Consider the following 16889-nt stretch of genomic DNA (forward strand, 5'->3'; position numbering starts at 1 on the left):
CGCTTCCGTCGCCGACGCAAGGCCTTAGACCGCCGGCCAGCACTCTCCGCCCGATGCAGGTCGACACGGTCGTGCTGGACGTGGACGGGGTGCTCGTAGACGTGGCCGACTCCTACCGTCGGGCGGTCGTCGAGACGGTCGCGCGGGTCCACGACACGGACCCGCCACGGGCGGTGATCCAGCCGCTGAAAGACGCCGGCGGCTTCAACAACGACTGGCTCGTCACGGACGCGGTCGCGTTGTACGTCCTCGCGCGACGGGCCGGCTACGACGGCGACCCGACGGCGTTCGGCGGCGCCGTCGGCGACCACGGCGGCGGTCTGACGGGAGTCCACGACGCCCTCGAGGCCGCGCTTGGCGACGACTACGACGAGATCCGGGCGGCGTGGGACTCCGACCGGCTCCGGGAGACGTTCCAGGCGCTGTACCTGGGTGCCGACCTCTACCGCGAGATCGAGGGCGGCGAACCACCCGTCGAGACCGCGGGGTTCGTCCACGAGGAGCCCCTGCTGGCGACGGCGGCGACGCTCGCGACGCTGACGGATCGCTACCCGGTGTGTGTGCTCACCGGGCGTCCGGCGGCCGAGGCCGACATCGCGTTGGACCGAGTCGGGCTGTCCGTCCCGTCGAAGCGGCGGTTCACGATGGACGACTGGGAGGCGGGGAAGCCGGACCCGGGGGCGCTCGTGACGCTGGCCGATCGGACGGACGCCGACCGGGTGGCGTTCGCCGGCGACACCCTGGACGACGTGCGGACGGCCGTCAACGCCGACACGGCCGACGAGACGACCGACTACGAGGGCGTCGGGGTGCTCACGGGCGGGCTCCGGGGGACGGAGGGTCGTCGGAAGTTCGAGGGCGCGGGCGCGAGTCTCGTCGTCGACGACGTGAACGCGCTGCCCGACGCGCTGGAGTGACCGACCTCCGGGGTGGCTGTCACTCCTCGACGGTGTCGAAGTCGTCGACCGTGCCGAAGCCGTGGTACGGACAGACGTACTCGCTGCGGACGAGCTGTTCGTTGACCACGTCCAAGCCGAGTTCGTCCAGTTCGCTGGCGATCCGGAAGAGGTCGTCGTGTGACTCGCCGATGGCGTTGACGTAGACGTTTCGCTCGCCGGTCATCACCTCTCGGACGGCGGTGACCCCGTCGATCTCCTGGGCGCGCTCCGCGAGTTCGTCCCGCTCCGTGACCGGTGCCGTACAGACGATCTTCGTGTACAGAGGGTAGCCCGCCCGTTCGTAGTCGATGTCGACGTGGTAGCCGCGGACGATCCCCCCGTCTTCCAGCCTGTTGAGCCGCGTCCGGACAGTGCTGGGTGACACGTCCAGCTTCTCGGCGATCTCACTGGAGGAGGTCCGCCTGGCGTCGCGCTGGAGGTGATAGAGAATCCGCCTGTCGACCGAGTCGAGCTCACCGTCGTCCATACCCGTCCGGACGGCGCCACCGGATTTCAGTCTGTCTCACCCGCGACGACTACCGGACTCTCGTGACAGTTGCGGTTGATTGTGGCCCCTCTGCTGACGGATCAGCAAATAGATTCGATACTTTATCGGGTTCCGTCTTCTACGAGCGAGCAGAGGCCGGAGACACGGACACAGACAACGAGACTCGACGGACCTACCACAGACAGCCAGTCGGGTGCGACACACGAGACGACCCACGTCGTGTTGGGCGGCGGCGCTCGGCTGCACGACGATCACGGTGTACCCGCGGGCAGACCGACAGCCGGGAACGGCCGACCGGCTGCTCGCGTGGTTCGTCCGCTGACGGGGGTCGGTCGGAGACGGATAGTCGACACTGCTCACGGGCGCGGTCGATCCGTGTCACTCTCCCGGCGCGGCAACGCCGTCCGGTCACGCAACCCTTAGTGTCGTCTCGGCCGGAACGGGTCCTATGCGAGTAGCACTACTCGGCGGCACGGGCGACGTTGGCGAGGGACTGGCGGTCAGGTGGGGGCTGGACACGGCCCACGAGCTGCTGGTCGGCTCGCGGGATCCGGAGCGAGCCCGGACGGTCGCCGAGACGTACACGGAGACTGTCGCCGACGCCGGCGGCGACGCGGACATCGCGGGTTACGTCAACAAGATGGCAGCCGACCGGGCGGACGTGGTCGTCCTGGCGGTGCCGCCGTACCACGTCGCCAACACGATCGCGGCCGTCGCCGACAGCCTCGACGACGACGACGTGGTGGTGACGCCCGCAGCCGGGATGCAGCGAGACGAGGACGGCTTCTCCTACCGGCCGCCGTCGGCCGGCAGCGTCGCCGCGCTCGTGCGCGAGGAGACGCCCGACGCCGTCCCGGTCGTCGGTGCCTTCCACAACCTCGCGGCCGGGCGCCTGGCCGACCTGGACGCGGCGATGGGGATCGACACGCTCGTGTTCGGCGACGACGACGACGCCGTCGCTCGGGTCGTCCAGTTGGCCGAGGAGATCGACGGCCTGCGCGCGCTCCGGGTCGGCGGGCTCGGCGCCGCTCCGGAGGTGGAGTCGCTCACGCCGTTGCTCATCAACGTCGCCCAGCAGAACGACGACCTCCACGACCTGGGGGTCCGGTTCCACTGAGTCGGGCGAGGGTTGAAGTACGGTGCCGGGGCCAAACTGGCGTGCCAGCGGCCGGAAAACGACAAGCTGGCACACACAACCATGAGTCTGCACTGTCGCAACTGCGGTCACGCGGAGTCGGTCGTCCTGCTCGTCGAACTCGCCGCCGAGGTCCGGACGGACGAGGGTGGCGGTCCCCGAGCGGCCGGTCGAGACTGGTCGCTGGACGCCGCCTGTACGGCCTGTTCCAGCACGGACCTGGCGGGCGACCCGAACGCGCTGCTGGATCGGGTCACACCAGTCGGGGGCTGACGGCAGGCCCCGCCGGCTCTCGGGAGCCCGACGCCCCCGTTCGGCCGAGAGAACCGACCGCACGGACTGCGACTACTCTTCGCTGACAGAGTCGCAGTTGTCACAGACGCACTGACAACACTCGACACACGGGTTGTCCCACTCACAACAACCGATGTAACAGCCACACTGGTCGTCGAGCGTGACCGTCGAGTCCGTCTCGTCGACGACGATGGACTTCGTCGTCAGGTCGACGTCCTCACCGCCCCGTTGCAACTGTTCGTCTGTCAACAGTTCCGACAGCGGCACCTGCCCGGACCGGTCCGACACGTCCACCGAGCCGATTCCCTCCAACGCCCCGCCGAGTGGGGCAGTCTCTGCCGATGCGACGCCACCCAGACCGGCCAGCCCCGCGGACGCGGCGCCGAGCCGTCTGAGCACTGTTCTTCGTTCTATAGTTGCGTTTTCGAGTTGAGGTAGTTATAGCATAAAACTACTGCAATTGTAAGCTGAAAAGCTTCTAGAACACTTATATTTGCTGGGTCTCGGTGCGAACCGGTCGGTTCGGTGACGGGTCTCGGAGTCGTCCGACCCCCGTGCGAGAGCCCGTCGTCACGACGGCACGAACTGTCGTCGGCTCCAGCCGATAATCGTGGCCGCCGCCACACATCTTTTGTAGCTCCGTTTTTTATACTTATTCGCACACGACTCGGTGGCAAAATATGTGTGAGCCAGCGACTCTGTCGATGTAGCTAATAGTTCATATATCGGTGGAGGTACACTGTCCGGTGTATGTCGGACGAAGACGCCGAGATTCTCGGCACTACGAAGGTCGCACGGCGCTGGCGAATCAGCCTGATCAAAGCGGTTCGAGAGGAGCTCGGCGACGAGGACGAGGAGCCGGAGATCGGCGACCGGGTCGTCTTCCGCAAGAAGGACGGGGAGATCGTCGTCGACCTGGCCTGAGGCCGGGCCGTCGGTCGGTGGCCGACCCTCCGACCGGCGAGGGAGGCTCTGCGGGTCGTCGAGACACGGACAGACGCCATCGAGTGTGGACGGCAGCGCTACACCGACGGTGCCGCCGACGAGGCGGAGCCCACCGCCGAAGCCGAGCCGTCGCTAGTCGTCGTCGGTCGGCCGTGTTCTACGGGCTGTCGAGGCGAGTGCCCCGAGGTTTGCCCACGAGGTAGTTCACTCGGAACAGATCGGAGAGGTGAACGACAGTCGAGAGACCGGTACTGCGGAGTCGGTAGCCGGACTAGACTCGCCCGGCGAGCGGCGTCACTCCGCGGAGATCACGTCGTCGATGCGGGCGAGCATCGTCGCGGCCTCCGTCGCCGAGCGGATCGCCTCCCGCTTGACCGACGCCGGGTCGACGACACCCTCGCCGACGGGGTCGACGACTTCCGTGTCCTCGCCCGTCTGGACGAGACCGGCGCGGCCGGTTTCGTTCGCACTCCGGAGGTCAACGAGCGCGTCGATCGGGTCCTGGCCGGCGTTCTGCGCGAGGGTACGCGGGATCACGTCCAACGCGTCGGCGAACGCCTCGACGGCCAGCTGCTCGCGGCCCTCGACGGAGGCGGCCTCCTCGCGGAGGGCGGCGGCGACGGCCAACTCCGTCGCGCCGGCGCCGGGGACGATCTCCCCGGTGTCTGCGGCCTCCGTCGCGGCGTCGACGCCGTCGCGGATGGCTCGCTCCAGCTCGTCGGTGACGTGGCCGGTGCCGCCCCGGACGAACAACGTCACCGTCTCCGTGGCGTCGCCGCCCTCGACGAACACGAGGTCGTCGTCGAACGACTCGATCCGAACGGAGTCGGCCGCCCCGAAGTCGTCGGCCTCGAAGTCGTCGAGGTCGCCGATCTGTGCGGCGCCGGTCGCCTTCGCCACCGAACGGGCCGTGTCCGAGTCGACGGAGTCGAACACGAGCACGTCCTCGCGGGTGAGCGCCGCGGCGACCTGTTCGTTCACGTCACCGGTGACGAACAGGGCGTCGACGTCCAGGTCGAGGACGGCCTGGGTGAACTCCTCCAGCCGTTCGCGTTCCGCCTGGAGTGCCTCGTCGAGCTGTTCGCGGGACGACACCTGCCACTCGGCGTCCACGTCCGGCTCCGCCTGGTCCAGGTCGGCGTCGAGCACGCCGACGGACGCGTCCGTCAGGCTGCGCGGCGAGTCGTCGCGGGCGGCCGACTCCTCGGCGATCACACCCTCGATCAGCTCCGTCGCGCCGGCGGAACTGCCCGGCTGGGTGGCGATAGAGATGGCGTCGCGGTCGACACCCGCCTCGGTCTCGACGCGTTGGACGGCGTCGACGATGTCGCCGGCCAGCGACTCCGGCGTGACACCGCCCGTGCCCTTGCCGGTCATCGCGGTCGTGACGATCTCCGTCAGCGTCTCCTCGTCGATCTCGCCGTCGACGACCGTGTCGTCGACTGCCTCGACGGCCGCTCGCTCGGCCTGCTTGTACCCCTGGACCACCGTCGTCGGGTGGATGTCGTCTTCCAGAAGCTGCTCGAACTGCGAGAGGAGCTCGCCGGCGAGTGTGACGGCCGTGGTCGTCCCGTCACCGACGTCCTCGGCCTGGGACTCCGCCACCTCGACCAGCATCTTCGCGGCCGGGTGGTCGATGTCCATCTCCTCCAGGATCGTCGCGCCGTCGTTCGTGATGACGACGTCCCCGGAGTCGGAGACGAGCATCTTGTCCATCCCGCGAGGGCCGAGCGTGGTGCGCACGGACTCCGCGACCGCCTTCCCGGCGTCGATGTTGGCCGCCTGTGCGTCCTCCCCAGAGGTTCGTTCCGAGTCCTCCGAGAGTACGAACATCGGCTGTGCTCCGCCGCGGCGTCGCTGCGCGCCTTCAGATGACATGTTCAGTTCGAAGTGTGGTTTCGGTTCTATATAAACGTTTCTCTCGACGCTCGGGGAGTCGGGGTACGGCGGTCGTCTCGGGGTGTGTCGACGCTTGTCACGCAGGGTTCTTATACCGGATCGAGCGGGTCGGATCCCGGGGGGAACCGCCGCGGGCCCAAGGCTCACGGCGGTCGCAGCCTAGCGGGTCGTCGTGTACGGAGACGCCGACCTGGCGTTGCCCGACGCGGTCGTCGGGGACGCCTACCGGAGCGCGTTCGGGTGGGAGACGCTGACGAGTCTCGCCGACGTGGGGAGTCGGATGGCCGGCCAGGCGGGCGAGCGCCGCGGAGCCGAGGTCGTCCGGGACGCCTTCGACGCGGCCGGCGCGCGCGACGCCCGGATCGAGTCGTTCGAGATTCCTGGCTGGTGGCGCGGCGAGTCGAGTCTGACCGTCGACGGCTCGACGGAGCGGCACCACGACGGCGACCACGAGGTGCTCGCGCTCCCGGGCTCGCCCGCCGGCGAGGTCACCGGTCGGGTCGTCGACGTCGGCGCCGGCGGCTACGACGAGTTCGACGCTGCGGGCGACCTCTCCGGGGCGATCGTCCTCGCGTCCTCCCGGACGCCCGAGACCGCCGACCGTTGGATCCACCGGATGGAGAAGTACGTCGCCGCCGCCGACGCCGGCGCGGCCGCGTTCGTCTTCCGCAACCACGTCGAGGGCGCCGTCCCGCCGACGGGCGAAGTGGGCTACCACGAGCGCCCCGGACCGATCCCCGCCGTCGGCGTCTCGAAGGAGGTCGGCGCCAGGCTCGCCCGCTACGCTCGCGGCGACGCCACCGCGACCGTCGACGTCGACTGCCGGTCGGAGTCGACGGACTCGCACAACGCCGTCAGCGAGGTGGGCCCGGCGACCGAGGAGACCGTCCTGCTCACCGCCCACGTCGACGCCCACGACATCGCCGACGGCGCCAACGACAACGGCGCCGGCTCCGCGCTCGTCGCCGAGGTCGGCCGGCTGCTCGCCGACGACGACGTAGGCCTGGACACCCGGGTCCGGCTCGTCACCTTCGGCGCCGAGGAGATCGGCCTCTGGGGCGCCTACCACACCGCCGAGACGACCGACCTCGACTCGATCCGAGCGGTCGTCAACTTGGACGGTGCCTGTTCCTCGCGGGACCTCCGCGTCGGCTCCAACGGCTTCGACGCGCTCGCGGGGCTGTTCGAAGGGGTCACGGACGATCTCGGCGCCCCCCTGGCCACCGGCGACACGATCTCGCCCCACGGCGACCAGTGGGCGTTCGTCCAAGAGGGCGTCCCCGCCACGATGGTGTCGACCCAGTCCGACTCCTCGGGCCGCGGCTGGGGCCACACCCACGCCGACACGCTGGACAAGCTCGACTCCCGGGACCTCCGGGCCGTCGCGGTTCAGGTGGCCGAGGCCGTCGTTCGGCTGGCGAACGGCGACGTGTCGCCGGAGCATCGCACCCGCGCGGAGATGCGCGACCGGATCGACGAGGGGTACGAACAGGAGCTGAAGCAGGGCGGACGGTGGCCGTACGGGGAGTAGTTCACTCGTCTACCGCGTACCGCTCGGGACGACCGTCGTCGCCGACGAACCACGACTCGCGCAGCGTCTCCACGTCGTCGTAGACGGTTCGCCTCGGGAGGTCCAACGCCGCAGTCGTCTCTCTCACAGTCGCCGGCCCAGTTTCGTGGTGGTGTTGTACACCCGAGCGAGCCGTGGCCGTTCGACGAGCCGCGCCACCGGCAGCGTGTCGCCCGACGGCGTCGCGCGGTCGTCTGCGGTCTTCGATATCAGTTTCGGATCTAAGGTTGTTTGTAAAATCGTTGTGGCGGGGGTGCGGTTTCGCGCTCGTTCGGCAGTGACCTCGCGGGCGGCCGCGTGCCGACTGTTTCAGTTCGAATTGCCAGACACACCGTACAACTCGTGCGCTAAACTGCCAGACACACCGTACAACTCGTGCGCTAAACTGCCAGACGCACCGTACAACTCGTGCGCTAAACTGCCAGACACACCTTACAACTCGTGCGCTAAACTGCCAGACACACCTTACAACTCGTGCGCTAAATTGGCAGACGCACCTTACAACTCGTGCGCTAAACTGCCAGACACATACCCAAACTTTTCATTGCCGGCAATAGTTGCTACTGTATGGACGAGGAGCGCCTGCTCCGCCTGCTCGCACGATTGAACCCGTGGTGGGACGGGGGCGATGTACCCGAGACACTGTTGATGGGACAGTACAGACGCCGCGACTTCCACGCACTGAAGTCAGATATCGACAACGAGCCAGTGACGACGATCTGTGGCCCGCGGCAGGTCGGGAAAACCACACTCGTCGGACAACTTGTCGATCACTTACTGAACGAACGTGGTGTCGATCCACGCCGCGTGCTGTATCTGACCACGGAGACCAGTCAGCTCTTGCCGGAGTCCGGGGAGGTGGTCGCGGACCTGCTCGAAGCGTACGAGCGGCACTTCCTGGAGAAGTCGTTCGATAAACTCGACGAGACGGCGTACGTCTTCGTCGACGAGATCCAGAAGGTCGACGACTGGGACGAGACGCTCAAGTTCTACGTCGACACGGTGTCGAATCTGTCGTTCGTCGTGACGGGTTCGGTGAGTGCACTCATCCAGCGTGACGCGAGCGACACGTTAGTCGGGCGGACGGAGCAGCGGACTGTCGTTCCGTTCAAATTTGCCGACTACGTCGACTACCACAGTGATCTCGACTCGCCACAGGCCACGGGTCTGCGCGCCAGTCTCAAGGACGCGCTGACCACCGGTGATCGTGAGTCCTTCGAGTCCGAACTCAAGCGTAGCTTCGCCTTCCGCTCGGAAGACGAGCCCGAACTTCGTTCGCTGCTGAACGACTACCTCACGAATGGGGGGTACCCTGGGGTTCTCGACAAGGACCCGGCCGCTGCGCTCTACAAACTCGATCAGGACCTCCAACGGGTCGTCACGGGCGACATTGAGTCGACGTACTCGGTCAAGAAGCCGAACGCGGTGTTCGGCGTACTACGGTACTTCGCGGAGTCTACCGGTTCGAAGATCAATGTAGACCGGATCAGTAAGGAGACCGAGACGGCGCGGTCGACGGTCGAGCGGTACGTGAGTCACCTCGAAGAGTTCTTTCTCGTGTACAGGTGTCAGCACTACACTGGGTCGGCGAAGCCAGGACGCAAGCAGCCGATGGCGTACGTCAACGATGTCGGACACCTGAACACGTTGCTCGGCGTGACGCCCGATACACCGACCGCTGCCGAAGACCGAGGCGTCCAGTTGGAGACGATGGTCTGTGATCACCTGCGGCGGTTACAACACTACCTCTCGGGCAGACGGAACACGACGGTCGAGTACTGTGAGACGACCGGCGAAGTCGACTTCGTCGTCAGCGGACACGACTACGTCCTCCCGGTCGAGGTGAAGTGGGGTGACTCCACCGACGCGAACCTCGGGAGTGTCAGACAGTTCGTTCAGAGAAAGAACGCGGAGTTCGGTCTGGCGGTCAACAACGCCGGCGCGTTGGCGGTCGACGATCGAGTCGTTCACGTTCCGGCGTGGCTGTTTCTCTCGCTCTGCTGAACCACGCCGTCTCCCCGCTCGGCCAAACCCGGAACAGGCGGCCGCCTGCCGTGACCTTTTGCCCACCACACCCGACGGACGGGTATGGAACCCGATCCGGACCGGTTCGAGTCGCGTCGCTCCACCGTCTACGGCCAGCGAGGCGTGGTCGCAACGAGCCAGCCGCTCGCGGCCCAAGCCGGCCTCTCGACGATGGAGGACGGCGGCAACGCCTTCGACGCCGCGGTGGCGACGGCGGCGGCGTTGAACGTCGTCGAGCCAACGTCGACGGGGCTGGGCGGCGACGTGTTCGCGCTGTACCGCACGGCCGACGGCGAGGTGGGGGCGATGCGGTCGTGTGGCCACGCGCCCGCCGACGCCACGATCGACAACGTCCGGCAGGCCGTCGCGGACGACCCGGAGACGGACGCCGACGAGCCGAGCGAGGCGACGATGCCGGACACGGGCCCGCACACGGTGACGGTGCCCGGGACCGCCAGAGGGTGGGAGGTCACCGCCGAGCGGTTCGGCGAGAAGTCGCTGTCGGAGCTGCTCCAGCCGGCGATCCGGTACGCCACGGAGGGGTACCCCGTCTCGGAGCTGATCGCGGGCGCTTGGAGCCACGCCGAGGAGCTGTTCACGGACGACAACGCCCGCGAGGCGTACCTGTTCGACGGGGAGTCGCCGGACGTGGGCCAGACGGCGACGCTGCCGCGGCTCGGCGAGTCGCTCCAACAGATCGCCGACCGGGGCGCCGACGTGGTGTACGAGGGCGAGATCGCGGAGCAGATCGCCGAGGAGGTGCAGTCACACGGGGGGTTCATGACCGTCGACGATCTCGCGGAGTTCGAGCCGGAGTTCCCCGACCCCGTCTCGACGACGTACAACGGGACGGAGGTGTACGAGCTCCCGCCGAACAACCAGGGGCTGATCGCGTTGGAGGCGCTGAACGTCGCCGAGGAGATCGGCGCCGGCGACAACCCGTTGGACTCGCCCGAACGAGTGCACGCCTTCGCGGAGGCGATGAAGGTCGCCTTCGAGGACGGCCACCACTACATCACGGATCCGGAGTACGAGGACCACCCGCCGCTGGGGTCGAAAGAGTGGGCGCGCGACCGGGCGGAGCTGATCGGCGACACCGCGAACCACGACGTGACGTTCGGCGTGCCGGACGCGAACGCGGAAGACGCCGACACGGTGTTGCTGTGTACCGCCGACGACGCAGGCAACGTCGTGGCGTACATCAACTCTCGGTTCGCCGGGTTCGGGAGCGGACTCGTCGCGGGCGACACCGGAATCGCGCTCCAGAACCGTGGGTCGTCGTTCTCGTTGGATCCGGACCACCCCAACAGTCTGGCGCCCGGCAAGCGCCCGTTCCACACCCTGATACCGGCGCTCGCGGACTTCGCGCCCGAGGGTGACCGCGAAGACTGGGCCGCGTTCGGCGTGATGGGCGGTTACATGCAGCCGCAGGGCCACCTCCAGGTGATCTCGAACGTCGTCGACTACGGGCTGCCGTTGCAGGCCGCGTTGGACCGGCCGCGGTGGCGCTACCGCGAGGACGGCTCGCTGGCGGTCGAGCCGCAGTTCGACGGCCACACTGCGGGCAAGCTCGTCCGAAAAGGCCACGAGGTGCAGACGCTGCCGCCGTCGTTGTTCGGCGGGGCCCAGATCGTCCGCAGCGAGGACGGGACGCTGTCGGCCGCGACCGAACCGCGGAAAGACGGGAACGCGGTCGGGTACTGAACAGTCACGGTCGCGGGAGCGTCCGCGACCGGGGTCGTCACTGGGTCGCCGCAGTTCAGATCGCGGAGCCGAGGTCGATCTGGCCGGCGCCCTGTTCGTTGCTCGAGAGCCCCAGGTCCGTCGCAGTGTTCTTCAGTCGCTGCCGGGCCTGGCTCGCGGAGTAGCCCTCGGCCATCAGCACCGCGGCCGCGCCGGAGACGTGCGGACAGGCCATCGAGGTGCCCGACAACACCTCCGTCCCGCCGCCGGCCCGCGTCGACAGCACGCCCTCGCCGGGCGCGGTGAGTTCGACCTCCGGCCCGGTCGAGGAGAAGCCCGCCAGACTCTCCCGGTCGTCGACCGCCGAGACGGCGACCGTCTCGTCCAACGCCGCCGGGTAGCCGACACAGTCTCGACACGGCCCGGAGTTGCCGGCCGCGGTAGACAGGAACACGCCGGCACCGGCGGCGTACGAACAGGCGTCCGCGACGGCTCGGGAGTAGCCCCCGCCCAGCGACAGCGAGGCGACGTCCCAGCCCTGGTTCGCGGTGTACTCGATTCCGGCGGCGATGTCGGAGTAGGAGCCGCCGCCGCGGGCGCCCAGCACCTTCACGGCGTGCAGCGTCACGTCCGGCGCGACGCCGACGACGCCGCGACCGTTGTTGACGGCGCCGACCGTCCCGGCGCAGTGAGTGCCGTGACCGTTGTCGTCGCCCCAGCCGACAGAACAGCCTCGACACTCGACGGCGTAGGCACCCTGTCCGAGATTCGGCTCCAGGTCCGGGTGGTTCGGGTCGATTCCGGTGTCGACGACGGCCACGTCCGCGCCGGCACCGGTGTACCCCGAGGTGATCGACTCGTCTGCGCCGACTTGGTAGATCCCGTACGGTACGTCCTGCGCGAGGGCGAACATCTCGCCGTTCTCTTCGACGTACCGAACGTTCGGGTTGTTCTCGAGCGCCTCGGCGGCCCGTGCCGGCATCCGCATCGTCGCCACGTCGAAGTCGAACTTCCGGACCGTCTCCGTGGCCTTCCGCTCGGCCGCACGGCGTCCAGCCCCGTTGACGAAGCCGACGTTCACCTCCACCTCGTCGTCCGGCGCGGCGGCGGCGAGCCCGGACAGCGCCGAGGCCCCCGCGGTCGCACCGATCGTTCGAAGCGCGTTGCGTCGTGACAGTGGTGTCCCGTCCTGTGACATCGCATGCGTCACCTAGTGGCACCCCCAATTAACTTTTGTGTTATATTCTACGTACCTTTGTCGTCGAAGCGTGTATTTCGTGTGCCCGAGCAGCGACTTCCAGAAAATTCTGTCGTAATTCTTTCTGATCTACAGCCACTCGACTAGCAGCAGTGGGCGGAGAACGGGGGCTCCGGCGAGTGACGGTAGCTTTTCACGCCGCGGCCGCGTCTGTCGCCGTGATGTTCGACGGATTTCGCTTGGCCGCTTCGACGGCCGACCTGACCGAAGAGCCGGCCGCCAGAGCCGAGGCTGACCTCCTGGAGTTTCGCGCGGATCTCGCGGACGACCCGCGGGCGGCGTTGGACGACTACGACGGGGAACTCCCTCTGCTCGTGACCAATCGCCCGGTCTGGGAGGGTGGTGAGGCCGACCCGGAGGGACGGCTCTCCCTGCTCGCGGAGGCTGTCGACCACGAGGCCGTGGTCGCGGTCGACGTGGAGTTGGCCGCGCTCCGGGGCCGGACGGAGCCGGGGGACACGGGCGCGTCGAGGCTCCGGGAGCGGGCCGCAGCCGCGGGCGTGACCGTCGTCGCCTCCGTCCACGACTTCGAGGGGACACCCGACGACGGCACCTTGGACGGGCTGTTCTCCGCGGCCGCCGAGGCGGGCGACATCGGGAAGGTGGCCGTCACCGCGACGGACACCGCCGACGCGCTCGCGCTCCTGTCTGCGACCCAGCGCGCGACGGACCGCGGCCACCGTGTCGCCGCGATGGCGATGGGTGCCGCCGGCGCCCACACCCGCGCCGTCGCCCCCGTCTACGGCTCCCTGATCGGCTACGCGCCCGTCCGGACGGACGCGGCGACCGCACCCGGCCAGTACGACCTGACGACGCTCCGGCGGCTCGTCGACGGACTCGTCCCGTTGAACGCGCGGTAGCTACTCGAAGACGAGCCCGCCCGTGTCGGGCACGAGCCGCGCGGTCGCCCCGAGCGGCAACGGCACTGCGGGCGTCGACCCACCGAACGCCACTCCCGCGAGGAGGGTCGTGTCGGGGGCGTGTCGCGCGAGCTGTCGCTCGGCTGCCTCGAACACTGTCGAGACGGCCGGCGTCTCGCCGCCGGGCGGCCGAGCCAACAGGAGCCCGTCGACCCGGGTCAGCCACCCTCGCCGTCCGAGGGCTCCCAACAGCCGCGTCACGGCCGTCCCGGGCGGCAGCGCTCCGCCGGCCGACAACGCCAACACCGCACCCTCCAGCCGCTCGGGCGCCGGCGAGAGCCGGGCGGCACACAGCTCCCGTCTGACGACGCCGAGTCGCCCGCCCCACACCGGACCGGCGACGGTGCCGCGGTCCCGCCACCGCCAGCCCGAGCGCGAGGCCGTCTCGTCGCCGAGCGACCGTCTCCCGTCGTCGCCGTCGGCCGACGCCGTCGGTGACGTGACGTCGCCGAGGCGTCCGAACAACGCCCGCGAGAGGCCGTCCCGGAGCCGGCCGTCGACACCAGCCTCGCGCGTCAGCGCCGGGTGCGCAGACACTCCCCAGGAGACGACTCCGAGCCGCCAGAGGAACAGTCGGACGGCGTCGACCCGGCCGGTGCCGAACAACCGAGTCGGGTGGCGGCGGAGCCGGCCCTCGTCCAGGTGTGAGACGACACGCGCCGCCGGACCGCCGTCGGCGACCGCGAACACGGCGTCGACGGCCGGGTCCGAGAACGCGCGCATCAGCTCTTCGGCCCGCTCGGCCGGCGGCGCCGGCCCGTCGGCCGGTGACCGCCGGGCCGTCGGGTACCGGGTCGTCGTCAGTCCGAAGACGGAACGGAGCCGTGTCGCCGCCAGCGCCGTCCGTCGGGCGGAGACGGGCACTCCCGGCGCGACCAACGCGACCCGCCCGTCCTCCCGCACGGGCGGCGGCCGTCTGCTCGTCACACCGGCGGTATTCTGTCGGCGTTCTTGTACTTTCGCCATCCGGCGGGCGGCCCCCCGGGCTAGGGGTCGGACTCCAACGGGAGCGCCGACAGCGGACGGTCGTGAGCGAGGTGGACAGTCAGCGACGTGGACGCCCCCTGGCGAGCGGCCCAGTGGACGGCACACGCCCGGTGGTTGCCGTCCAACAACCGCGGGGGCCACGACCCCGTCGGCTCGCCGTCGCCGTCGACCGCACGGGCGACGGCGGCGCCCAACTCCGTCGTCGCCGCCGGTCGCATGGCTCGGACCGTCTCCGTCGCCCCCGGGAACGACGACTCCACGCCGTCGGCGGCCGCGAATCGGTCGACCGCACCCGCGACGGTGCCGTCGTCGGACAGTCTGTCCCAGGCCGGCTCCGGGAACGTCCCGAGCGCTCCCAGCTCCGCGCCCGACAGCGTCACCGCGTGCCAGACTGGCTCGCCCGTGGCCGCCGGGCGCGCCGGCTCGTCGAACGTCTCGGCGAGCACGCGAATCGCCCGGTCGCGGTCCCAGCCCGTCGGGTCACGGTCCGGCGTCTCCGACTTGTCCGTCTCGCGGCGAATCCACTCCCGGAAGACGGTCGCCGGCGACAGTGGCTCGACGGAAGTCACGAGAAGGGCTGCGACGCGCGACGATCTAAAGCTGGCGGCTACGCCTCCTGTGGCTCGTCGGACCGCTCGCGGATGAGGTCGCGGAGTCGCTCGGGGTCGTCCGACAGCTCCGACCGGCCGACGACGGCCGTGCCGTCGACGGACTCCCGGTCGGCGTCGTCGTCGGTGAAGAACACCGCTCGAGTGTGGGTGACGCGGCCGATGGACGCCATCAGCTTGGCGCGTTTCTCGCCGGCCCGGGTGAGCGACGCCTGCGTGGACAACAGCGTGAACTCGGCGCCGGCGTCCTCCTCGCCGACCGTGTCGAACGGCGCCCGCTCCGTCGGGTGGACGACGAACCCGGCGGCGGACAACACCGCGTGGACACGCTCCGTCTCCGGGTCCGCCGATGGCTCCGGTTCGTCCGGGTCCGGCTCACCGTCGCGGACCTCCTCGGCGCCGTCCATCACGGAGACGGGGTCGGAGAACGGCTCGTCGAACACGTCCTCCAGCTTCACCGCCACCTCGACGGAGGCGTTCATCCCGTCCTCGTACTTCGCCACGGTGCGTCGGGAGACGCCCAGCTCCTCGGCCAGCCGGCCGAGACTCCAGCCGCGATCGCGCCGTTCGTCCGCCACCAGGTCGCCGTCGATGTTGACGTACAGCCCGCCGGGGGCGGCGTAGATCAGCGGCGGCACACCCTCCAACAACAGGTCGTACAGCGTGTCCGGGTGGATCGCCGGCACGCCGTGTCGGAAGTACACCACACCCGGCTTCAGGTCCTCGTCGCGGGTCCGCAGCCCGACGACCAACGGTGTACCCGACAGGTACCGGCCCAGGCGACGCATCTCACCGCCGGTCGCGGCGTCGAAGGCGTCCACGTTGCCCAGCACCTTGACGAGGAGCAGGTCCTCGCCCGACCGGGCAGCGAGGTCGAACCCCCGCGGACGGACCGCACACCGCTCGCTCGTCAGGAAGCCCGCGTCGGCGAGCAGCGCGGTCACGTTCTCCAGGAGTGCCTCACGGGACATACCACTACCTACCCGACTCCTGGTTGATAACGGTTGTGGCGACCGTGCGATCCTCGTCGGAGTCCCGTCCGGCGGATCGCCCACACGGGCGGCAAGTAGTTTGAAGTAGGGTCAGTCGGCGGCCCGCGCGGTCGGCACGGAGGGTGCGCTTTTTCACCCCACACGGCGACAGTGTGTGGCGTGAGCCTAGAGACGACCGTGGCGGTGCCGTTCCGGAGCGCCGGCACGGACAGGATGGGGGAAGGCGAGTTCGTCGTCGCGCTGTCGCTGGACCGGGACTGGTTCTCGCCGGACCAGGCCAAGCGGCTCGTCGACGTGGCAGAGGGTCGCGGACTCCTCACCCACGAGAACGGAGACCTGCGGGCGACGTTCGACCCCAGCGGCGTGACCGTGCCGGAGAACTTCACCCCGGACTCGGACGTGTTGACCGAGCAGTCCACGTTCGAACGGGTGATCGACCGGCTCGTCGCCGCCGGCGTCGAGAAACGGGAGGCGGTCGCGGCCGCCAACGAACGGCAGAGCGAGATCGCCGTCAGCCTGGAGACGGCGGCCGTCCTGGTGGCCCGCGAGCGTGGTGTCGACGTCGCCGACACCGCGGCGGCCGCCCGGACGGACCTGCTCGGGGGTGACGACTGATGGTCCAGGAACGACTCGACGACGGTGTCCGGATCGCACAGTTGTTGTCCTCGGAGCTGTCGAGCGAGGCCGTCCGCCCGACGTTCGCCGTGGTCGACGCCGACCCGGACGTGGAGCCGACGCCGGACGGCGCGACCGCGTACCGGGTCGTGCTGGACGGTGAGTCCGGGTCCGTCCCGGTCGCGTCCGTCGCCGTCCACCCGGACCGGGCCCACGCCGCCGTCACCGCGACGGACGCGACCGCGGCCGACCTGCCGGCGGTCGCCGCCGACGCCGCCCGCGAGGCCGGACTCCGGGTCCGTCCGAAAGCCGTCACCCCGCCTCAGACGCTCGTGTTCGTCGAGGACGGCGCCGACGTGAAACGGGTGCTCCCGGTGTTCGCCGCCGTCGCCGACGCACTCGGCGGGGGGGAGCCCGCAGACGACGGCGACGGAGAGGCCGCAGGCGACGGTGGGGGAGGACCCGCAGAGGGCGGCGAGAGAGGAGCCACAGACGACGGGGAGTGACCGTCG

Annotated in this window: 18 protein-coding genes; 10 read left to right on the top strand and 8 right to left on the bottom strand. The window is 69.4% G+C overall.

The window, feature by feature from the left end:
- Positions 1–53 precede the first annotated feature (53 nt).
- The gene (locus tag RYH79_RS09490; RefSeq protein WP_370898488.1) at positions 54–917 is read left to right on the top strand and encodes a TIGR01548 family HAD-type hydrolase; all 864 of its coding nucleotides are present in this window, start codon (positions 54–56) and stop codon (positions 915–917) included.
- Positions 918–936: 19 nt separating this feature from the next.
- Here the strand turns inward: RYH79_RS09490 and RYH79_RS09495 are convergent, their stop codons facing one another.
- A complete protein-coding gene (locus RYH79_RS09495) occupies positions 937–1425 on the bottom strand; it encodes an Lrp/AsnC family transcriptional regulator (RefSeq protein ID WP_370898490.1) in 489 nt (162 codons plus the stop codon).
- 469 nt (positions 1426–1894) lie between these two features.
- Here RYH79_RS09495 and npdG point away from each other — a divergent pair, with 469 nt between their 5' ends.
- Both npdG and RYH79_RS09505 read left to right on the top strand, forming a co-directional pair.
- Positions 1895–2563 carry an NADPH-dependent F420 reductase gene (gene npdG / locus RYH79_RS09500; protein ID WP_370898492.1) on the top strand — a complete coding sequence of 223 codons (669 nt, stop codon included), beginning with the start codon at positions 1895–1897 and terminating at the stop codon, positions 2561–2563.
- 81 nt (positions 2564–2644) lie between these two features.
- On the top strand, positions 2645–2854 hold the full coding sequence (locus RYH79_RS09505) for a hypothetical protein (RefSeq protein ID WP_370898494.1): 210 nt from the start codon (positions 2645–2647) through the stop codon (positions 2852–2854).
- 72 nt (positions 2855–2926) lie between these two features.
- On the opposite strand, the gene RYH79_RS09510 is transcribed toward RYH79_RS09505, so the two are convergent.
- Positions 2927–3274: a hypothetical protein gene (locus RYH79_RS09510; protein WP_370898496.1), complete on the bottom strand. Its 348-nt coding sequence runs from the start codon at positions 3272–3274 to the stop codon at positions 2927–2929.
- A 351-nt stretch (positions 3275–3625) separates the two neighbouring features.
- On the opposite strand from RYH79_RS09510, the gene RYH79_RS09515 reads away from it, so the two are divergent.
- Positions 3626–3799, top strand: coding sequence for a hypothetical protein (locus RYH79_RS09515; protein WP_370898498.1), 174 nt, complete (start codon positions 3626–3628; stop codon positions 3797–3799).
- 315 nt (positions 3800–4114) lie between these two features.
- On the opposite strand, the gene thsA is transcribed toward RYH79_RS09515, so the two are convergent.
- The gene (gene thsA, locus RYH79_RS09520; protein WP_370900846.1) at positions 4115–5653 is read right to left on the bottom strand and encodes a thermosome subunit alpha; all 1539 of its coding nucleotides are present in this window, start codon (positions 5651–5653) and stop codon (positions 4115–4117) included.
- Positions 5654–5891: 238 nt separating this feature from the next.
- Between thsA and RYH79_RS09525 the strand changes: the two genes are divergently transcribed.
- Positions 5892–7250 carry a M28 family peptidase gene (locus tag RYH79_RS09525; protein ID WP_370898500.1) on the top strand — a complete coding sequence of 453 codons (1359 nt, stop codon included), beginning with the start codon at positions 5892–5894 and terminating at the stop codon, positions 7248–7250.
- Between the two features lies 1 nt (position 7251).
- Here RYH79_RS09525 and RYH79_RS09530 read toward each other — a convergent pair whose 3' ends face one another.
- Complete coding sequence (locus RYH79_RS09530; RefSeq protein WP_370898502.1) at positions 7252–7377, bottom strand: hypothetical protein; 126 nt, start codon at positions 7375–7377, stop codon at positions 7252–7254.
- 479 nt (positions 7378–7856) lie between these two features.
- Here RYH79_RS09530 and RYH79_RS09535 point away from each other — a divergent pair, with 479 nt between their 5' ends.
- A complete protein-coding gene (locus tag RYH79_RS09535; protein WP_370898504.1) occupies positions 7857–9293 on the top strand; it encodes an ATP-binding protein in 1437 nt (478 codons plus the stop codon).
- Positions 9294–9377: 84 nt separating this feature from the next.
- Entirely contained in the window at positions 9378–11018 is a 1641-nt protein-coding gene (locus RYH79_RS09540) for a gamma-glutamyltransferase family protein (RefSeq protein WP_370898506.1), read from the top strand.
- A 55-nt stretch (positions 11019–11073) separates the two neighbouring features.
- Here the strand turns inward: RYH79_RS09540 and RYH79_RS09545 are convergent, their stop codons facing one another.
- Positions 11074–12195 (bottom strand): S8 family peptidase, encoded by a 1122-nt coding sequence (locus RYH79_RS09545; RefSeq protein WP_370898508.1) that lies wholly within the window; start codon positions 12193–12195, stop codon positions 11074–11076.
- A 221-nt stretch (positions 12196–12416) separates the two neighbouring features.
- Here RYH79_RS09545 and RYH79_RS09550 point away from each other — a divergent pair, with 221 nt between their 5' ends.
- Complete coding sequence (locus RYH79_RS09550) at positions 12417–13115, top strand: type I 3-dehydroquinate dehydratase (RefSeq protein WP_370898510.1); 699 nt, start codon at positions 12417–12419, stop codon at positions 13113–13115.
- Here the strand turns inward: RYH79_RS09550 and RYH79_RS09555 are convergent, their stop codons facing one another.
- From RYH79_RS09555 to RYH79_RS09565, 3 genes are read right to left on the bottom strand one after another with little or no spacing between them, the layout of a single operon-like run.
- Positions 13116–14102: an LD-carboxypeptidase gene (locus RYH79_RS09555; protein ID WP_370898511.1), complete on the bottom strand. Its 987-nt coding sequence runs from the start codon at positions 14100–14102 to the stop codon at positions 13116–13118.
- Between the two features lie 59 nt (positions 14103–14161).
- Positions 14162–14731, bottom strand: coding sequence for a hypothetical protein (locus tag RYH79_RS09560; protein WP_370898512.1), 570 nt, complete (start codon positions 14729–14731; stop codon positions 14162–14164).
- Between the two features lie 38 nt (positions 14732–14769).
- On the bottom strand, positions 14770–15741 hold the full coding sequence (locus RYH79_RS09565; protein ID WP_370898514.1) for a transcriptional regulator: 972 nt from the start codon (positions 15739–15741) through the stop codon (positions 14770–14772).
- A 180-nt stretch (positions 15742–15921) separates the two neighbouring features.
- Here RYH79_RS09565 and RYH79_RS09570 point away from each other — a divergent pair, with 180 nt between their 5' ends.
- A complete protein-coding gene (locus RYH79_RS09570; RefSeq protein WP_370898516.1) occupies positions 15922–16377 on the top strand; it encodes a DUF2240 family protein in 456 nt (151 codons plus the stop codon).
- Positions 16377–16883, top strand: a complete 507-nt coding sequence (locus RYH79_RS09575; protein ID WP_370898518.1) for a DUF7993 family protein — start codon at positions 16377–16379, stop codon at positions 16881–16883. Before RYH79_RS09570 ends, RYH79_RS09575 begins: the two co-directional genes overlap by 1 nt.
- Positions 16884–16889: the final 6 nt, after the last annotated feature.

It is taken from the genome of Halobaculum sp. MBLA0143 (genome assembly GCF_041361465.1).
GTDB lineage: Archaea > Halobacteriota > Halobacteria > Halobacteriales > Haloferacaceae > JAHENP01.

What these genes read in the sequence shown, in the direction of transcription:
- RYH79_RS09490 (WP_370898488.1), top strand. Translation starts at nt 54, where the DNA reads ATGCAGGTCGACACGGTCGTGCTGGACGTGGACGGGGTGCTCGTAGAC.
- RYH79_RS09495 (WP_370898490.1), bottom strand. Translation starts at nt 1,425, where the DNA reads ATGGACGACGGTGAGCTCGACTCGGTCGACAGGCGGATTCTCTATCAC.
- npdG (WP_370898492.1), top strand. Translation starts at nt 1,895, where the DNA reads ATGCGAGTAGCACTACTCGGCGGCACGGGCGACGTTGGCGAGGGACTG.
- RYH79_RS09505 (WP_370898494.1), top strand. Translation starts at nt 2,645, where the DNA reads ATGAGTCTGCACTGTCGCAACTGCGGTCACGCGGAGTCGGTCGTCCTG.
- RYH79_RS09515 (WP_370898498.1), top strand. Translation starts at nt 3,626, where the DNA reads ATGTCGGACGAAGACGCCGAGATTCTCGGCACTACGAAGGTCGCACGG.
- thsA (WP_370900846.1), bottom strand. Translation starts at nt 5,653, where the DNA reads ATGTTCGTACTCTCGGAGGACTCGGAACGAACCTCTGGGGAGGACGCA.
- RYH79_RS09535 (WP_370898504.1), top strand. Translation starts at nt 7,857, where the DNA reads ATGGACGAGGAGCGCCTGCTCCGCCTGCTCGCACGATTGAACCCGTGG.
- RYH79_RS09540 (WP_370898506.1), top strand. Translation starts at nt 9,378, where the DNA reads ATGGAACCCGATCCGGACCGGTTCGAGTCGCGTCGCTCCACCGTCTAC.
- RYH79_RS09545 (WP_370898508.1), bottom strand. Translation starts at nt 12,195, where the DNA reads ATGTCACAGGACGGGACACCACTGTCACGACGCAACGCGCTTCGAACG.
- RYH79_RS09550 (WP_370898510.1), top strand. Translation starts at nt 12,417, where the DNA reads ATGTTCGACGGATTTCGCTTGGCCGCTTCGACGGCCGACCTGACCGAA.
- RYH79_RS09565 (WP_370898514.1), bottom strand. Translation starts at nt 15,741, where the DNA reads ATGTCCCGTGAGGCACTCCTGGAGAACGTGACCGCGCTGCTCGCCGAC.
- RYH79_RS09575 (WP_370898518.1), top strand. Translation starts at nt 16,377, where the DNA reads ATGGTCCAGGAACGACTCGACGACGGTGTCCGGATCGCACAGTTGTTG.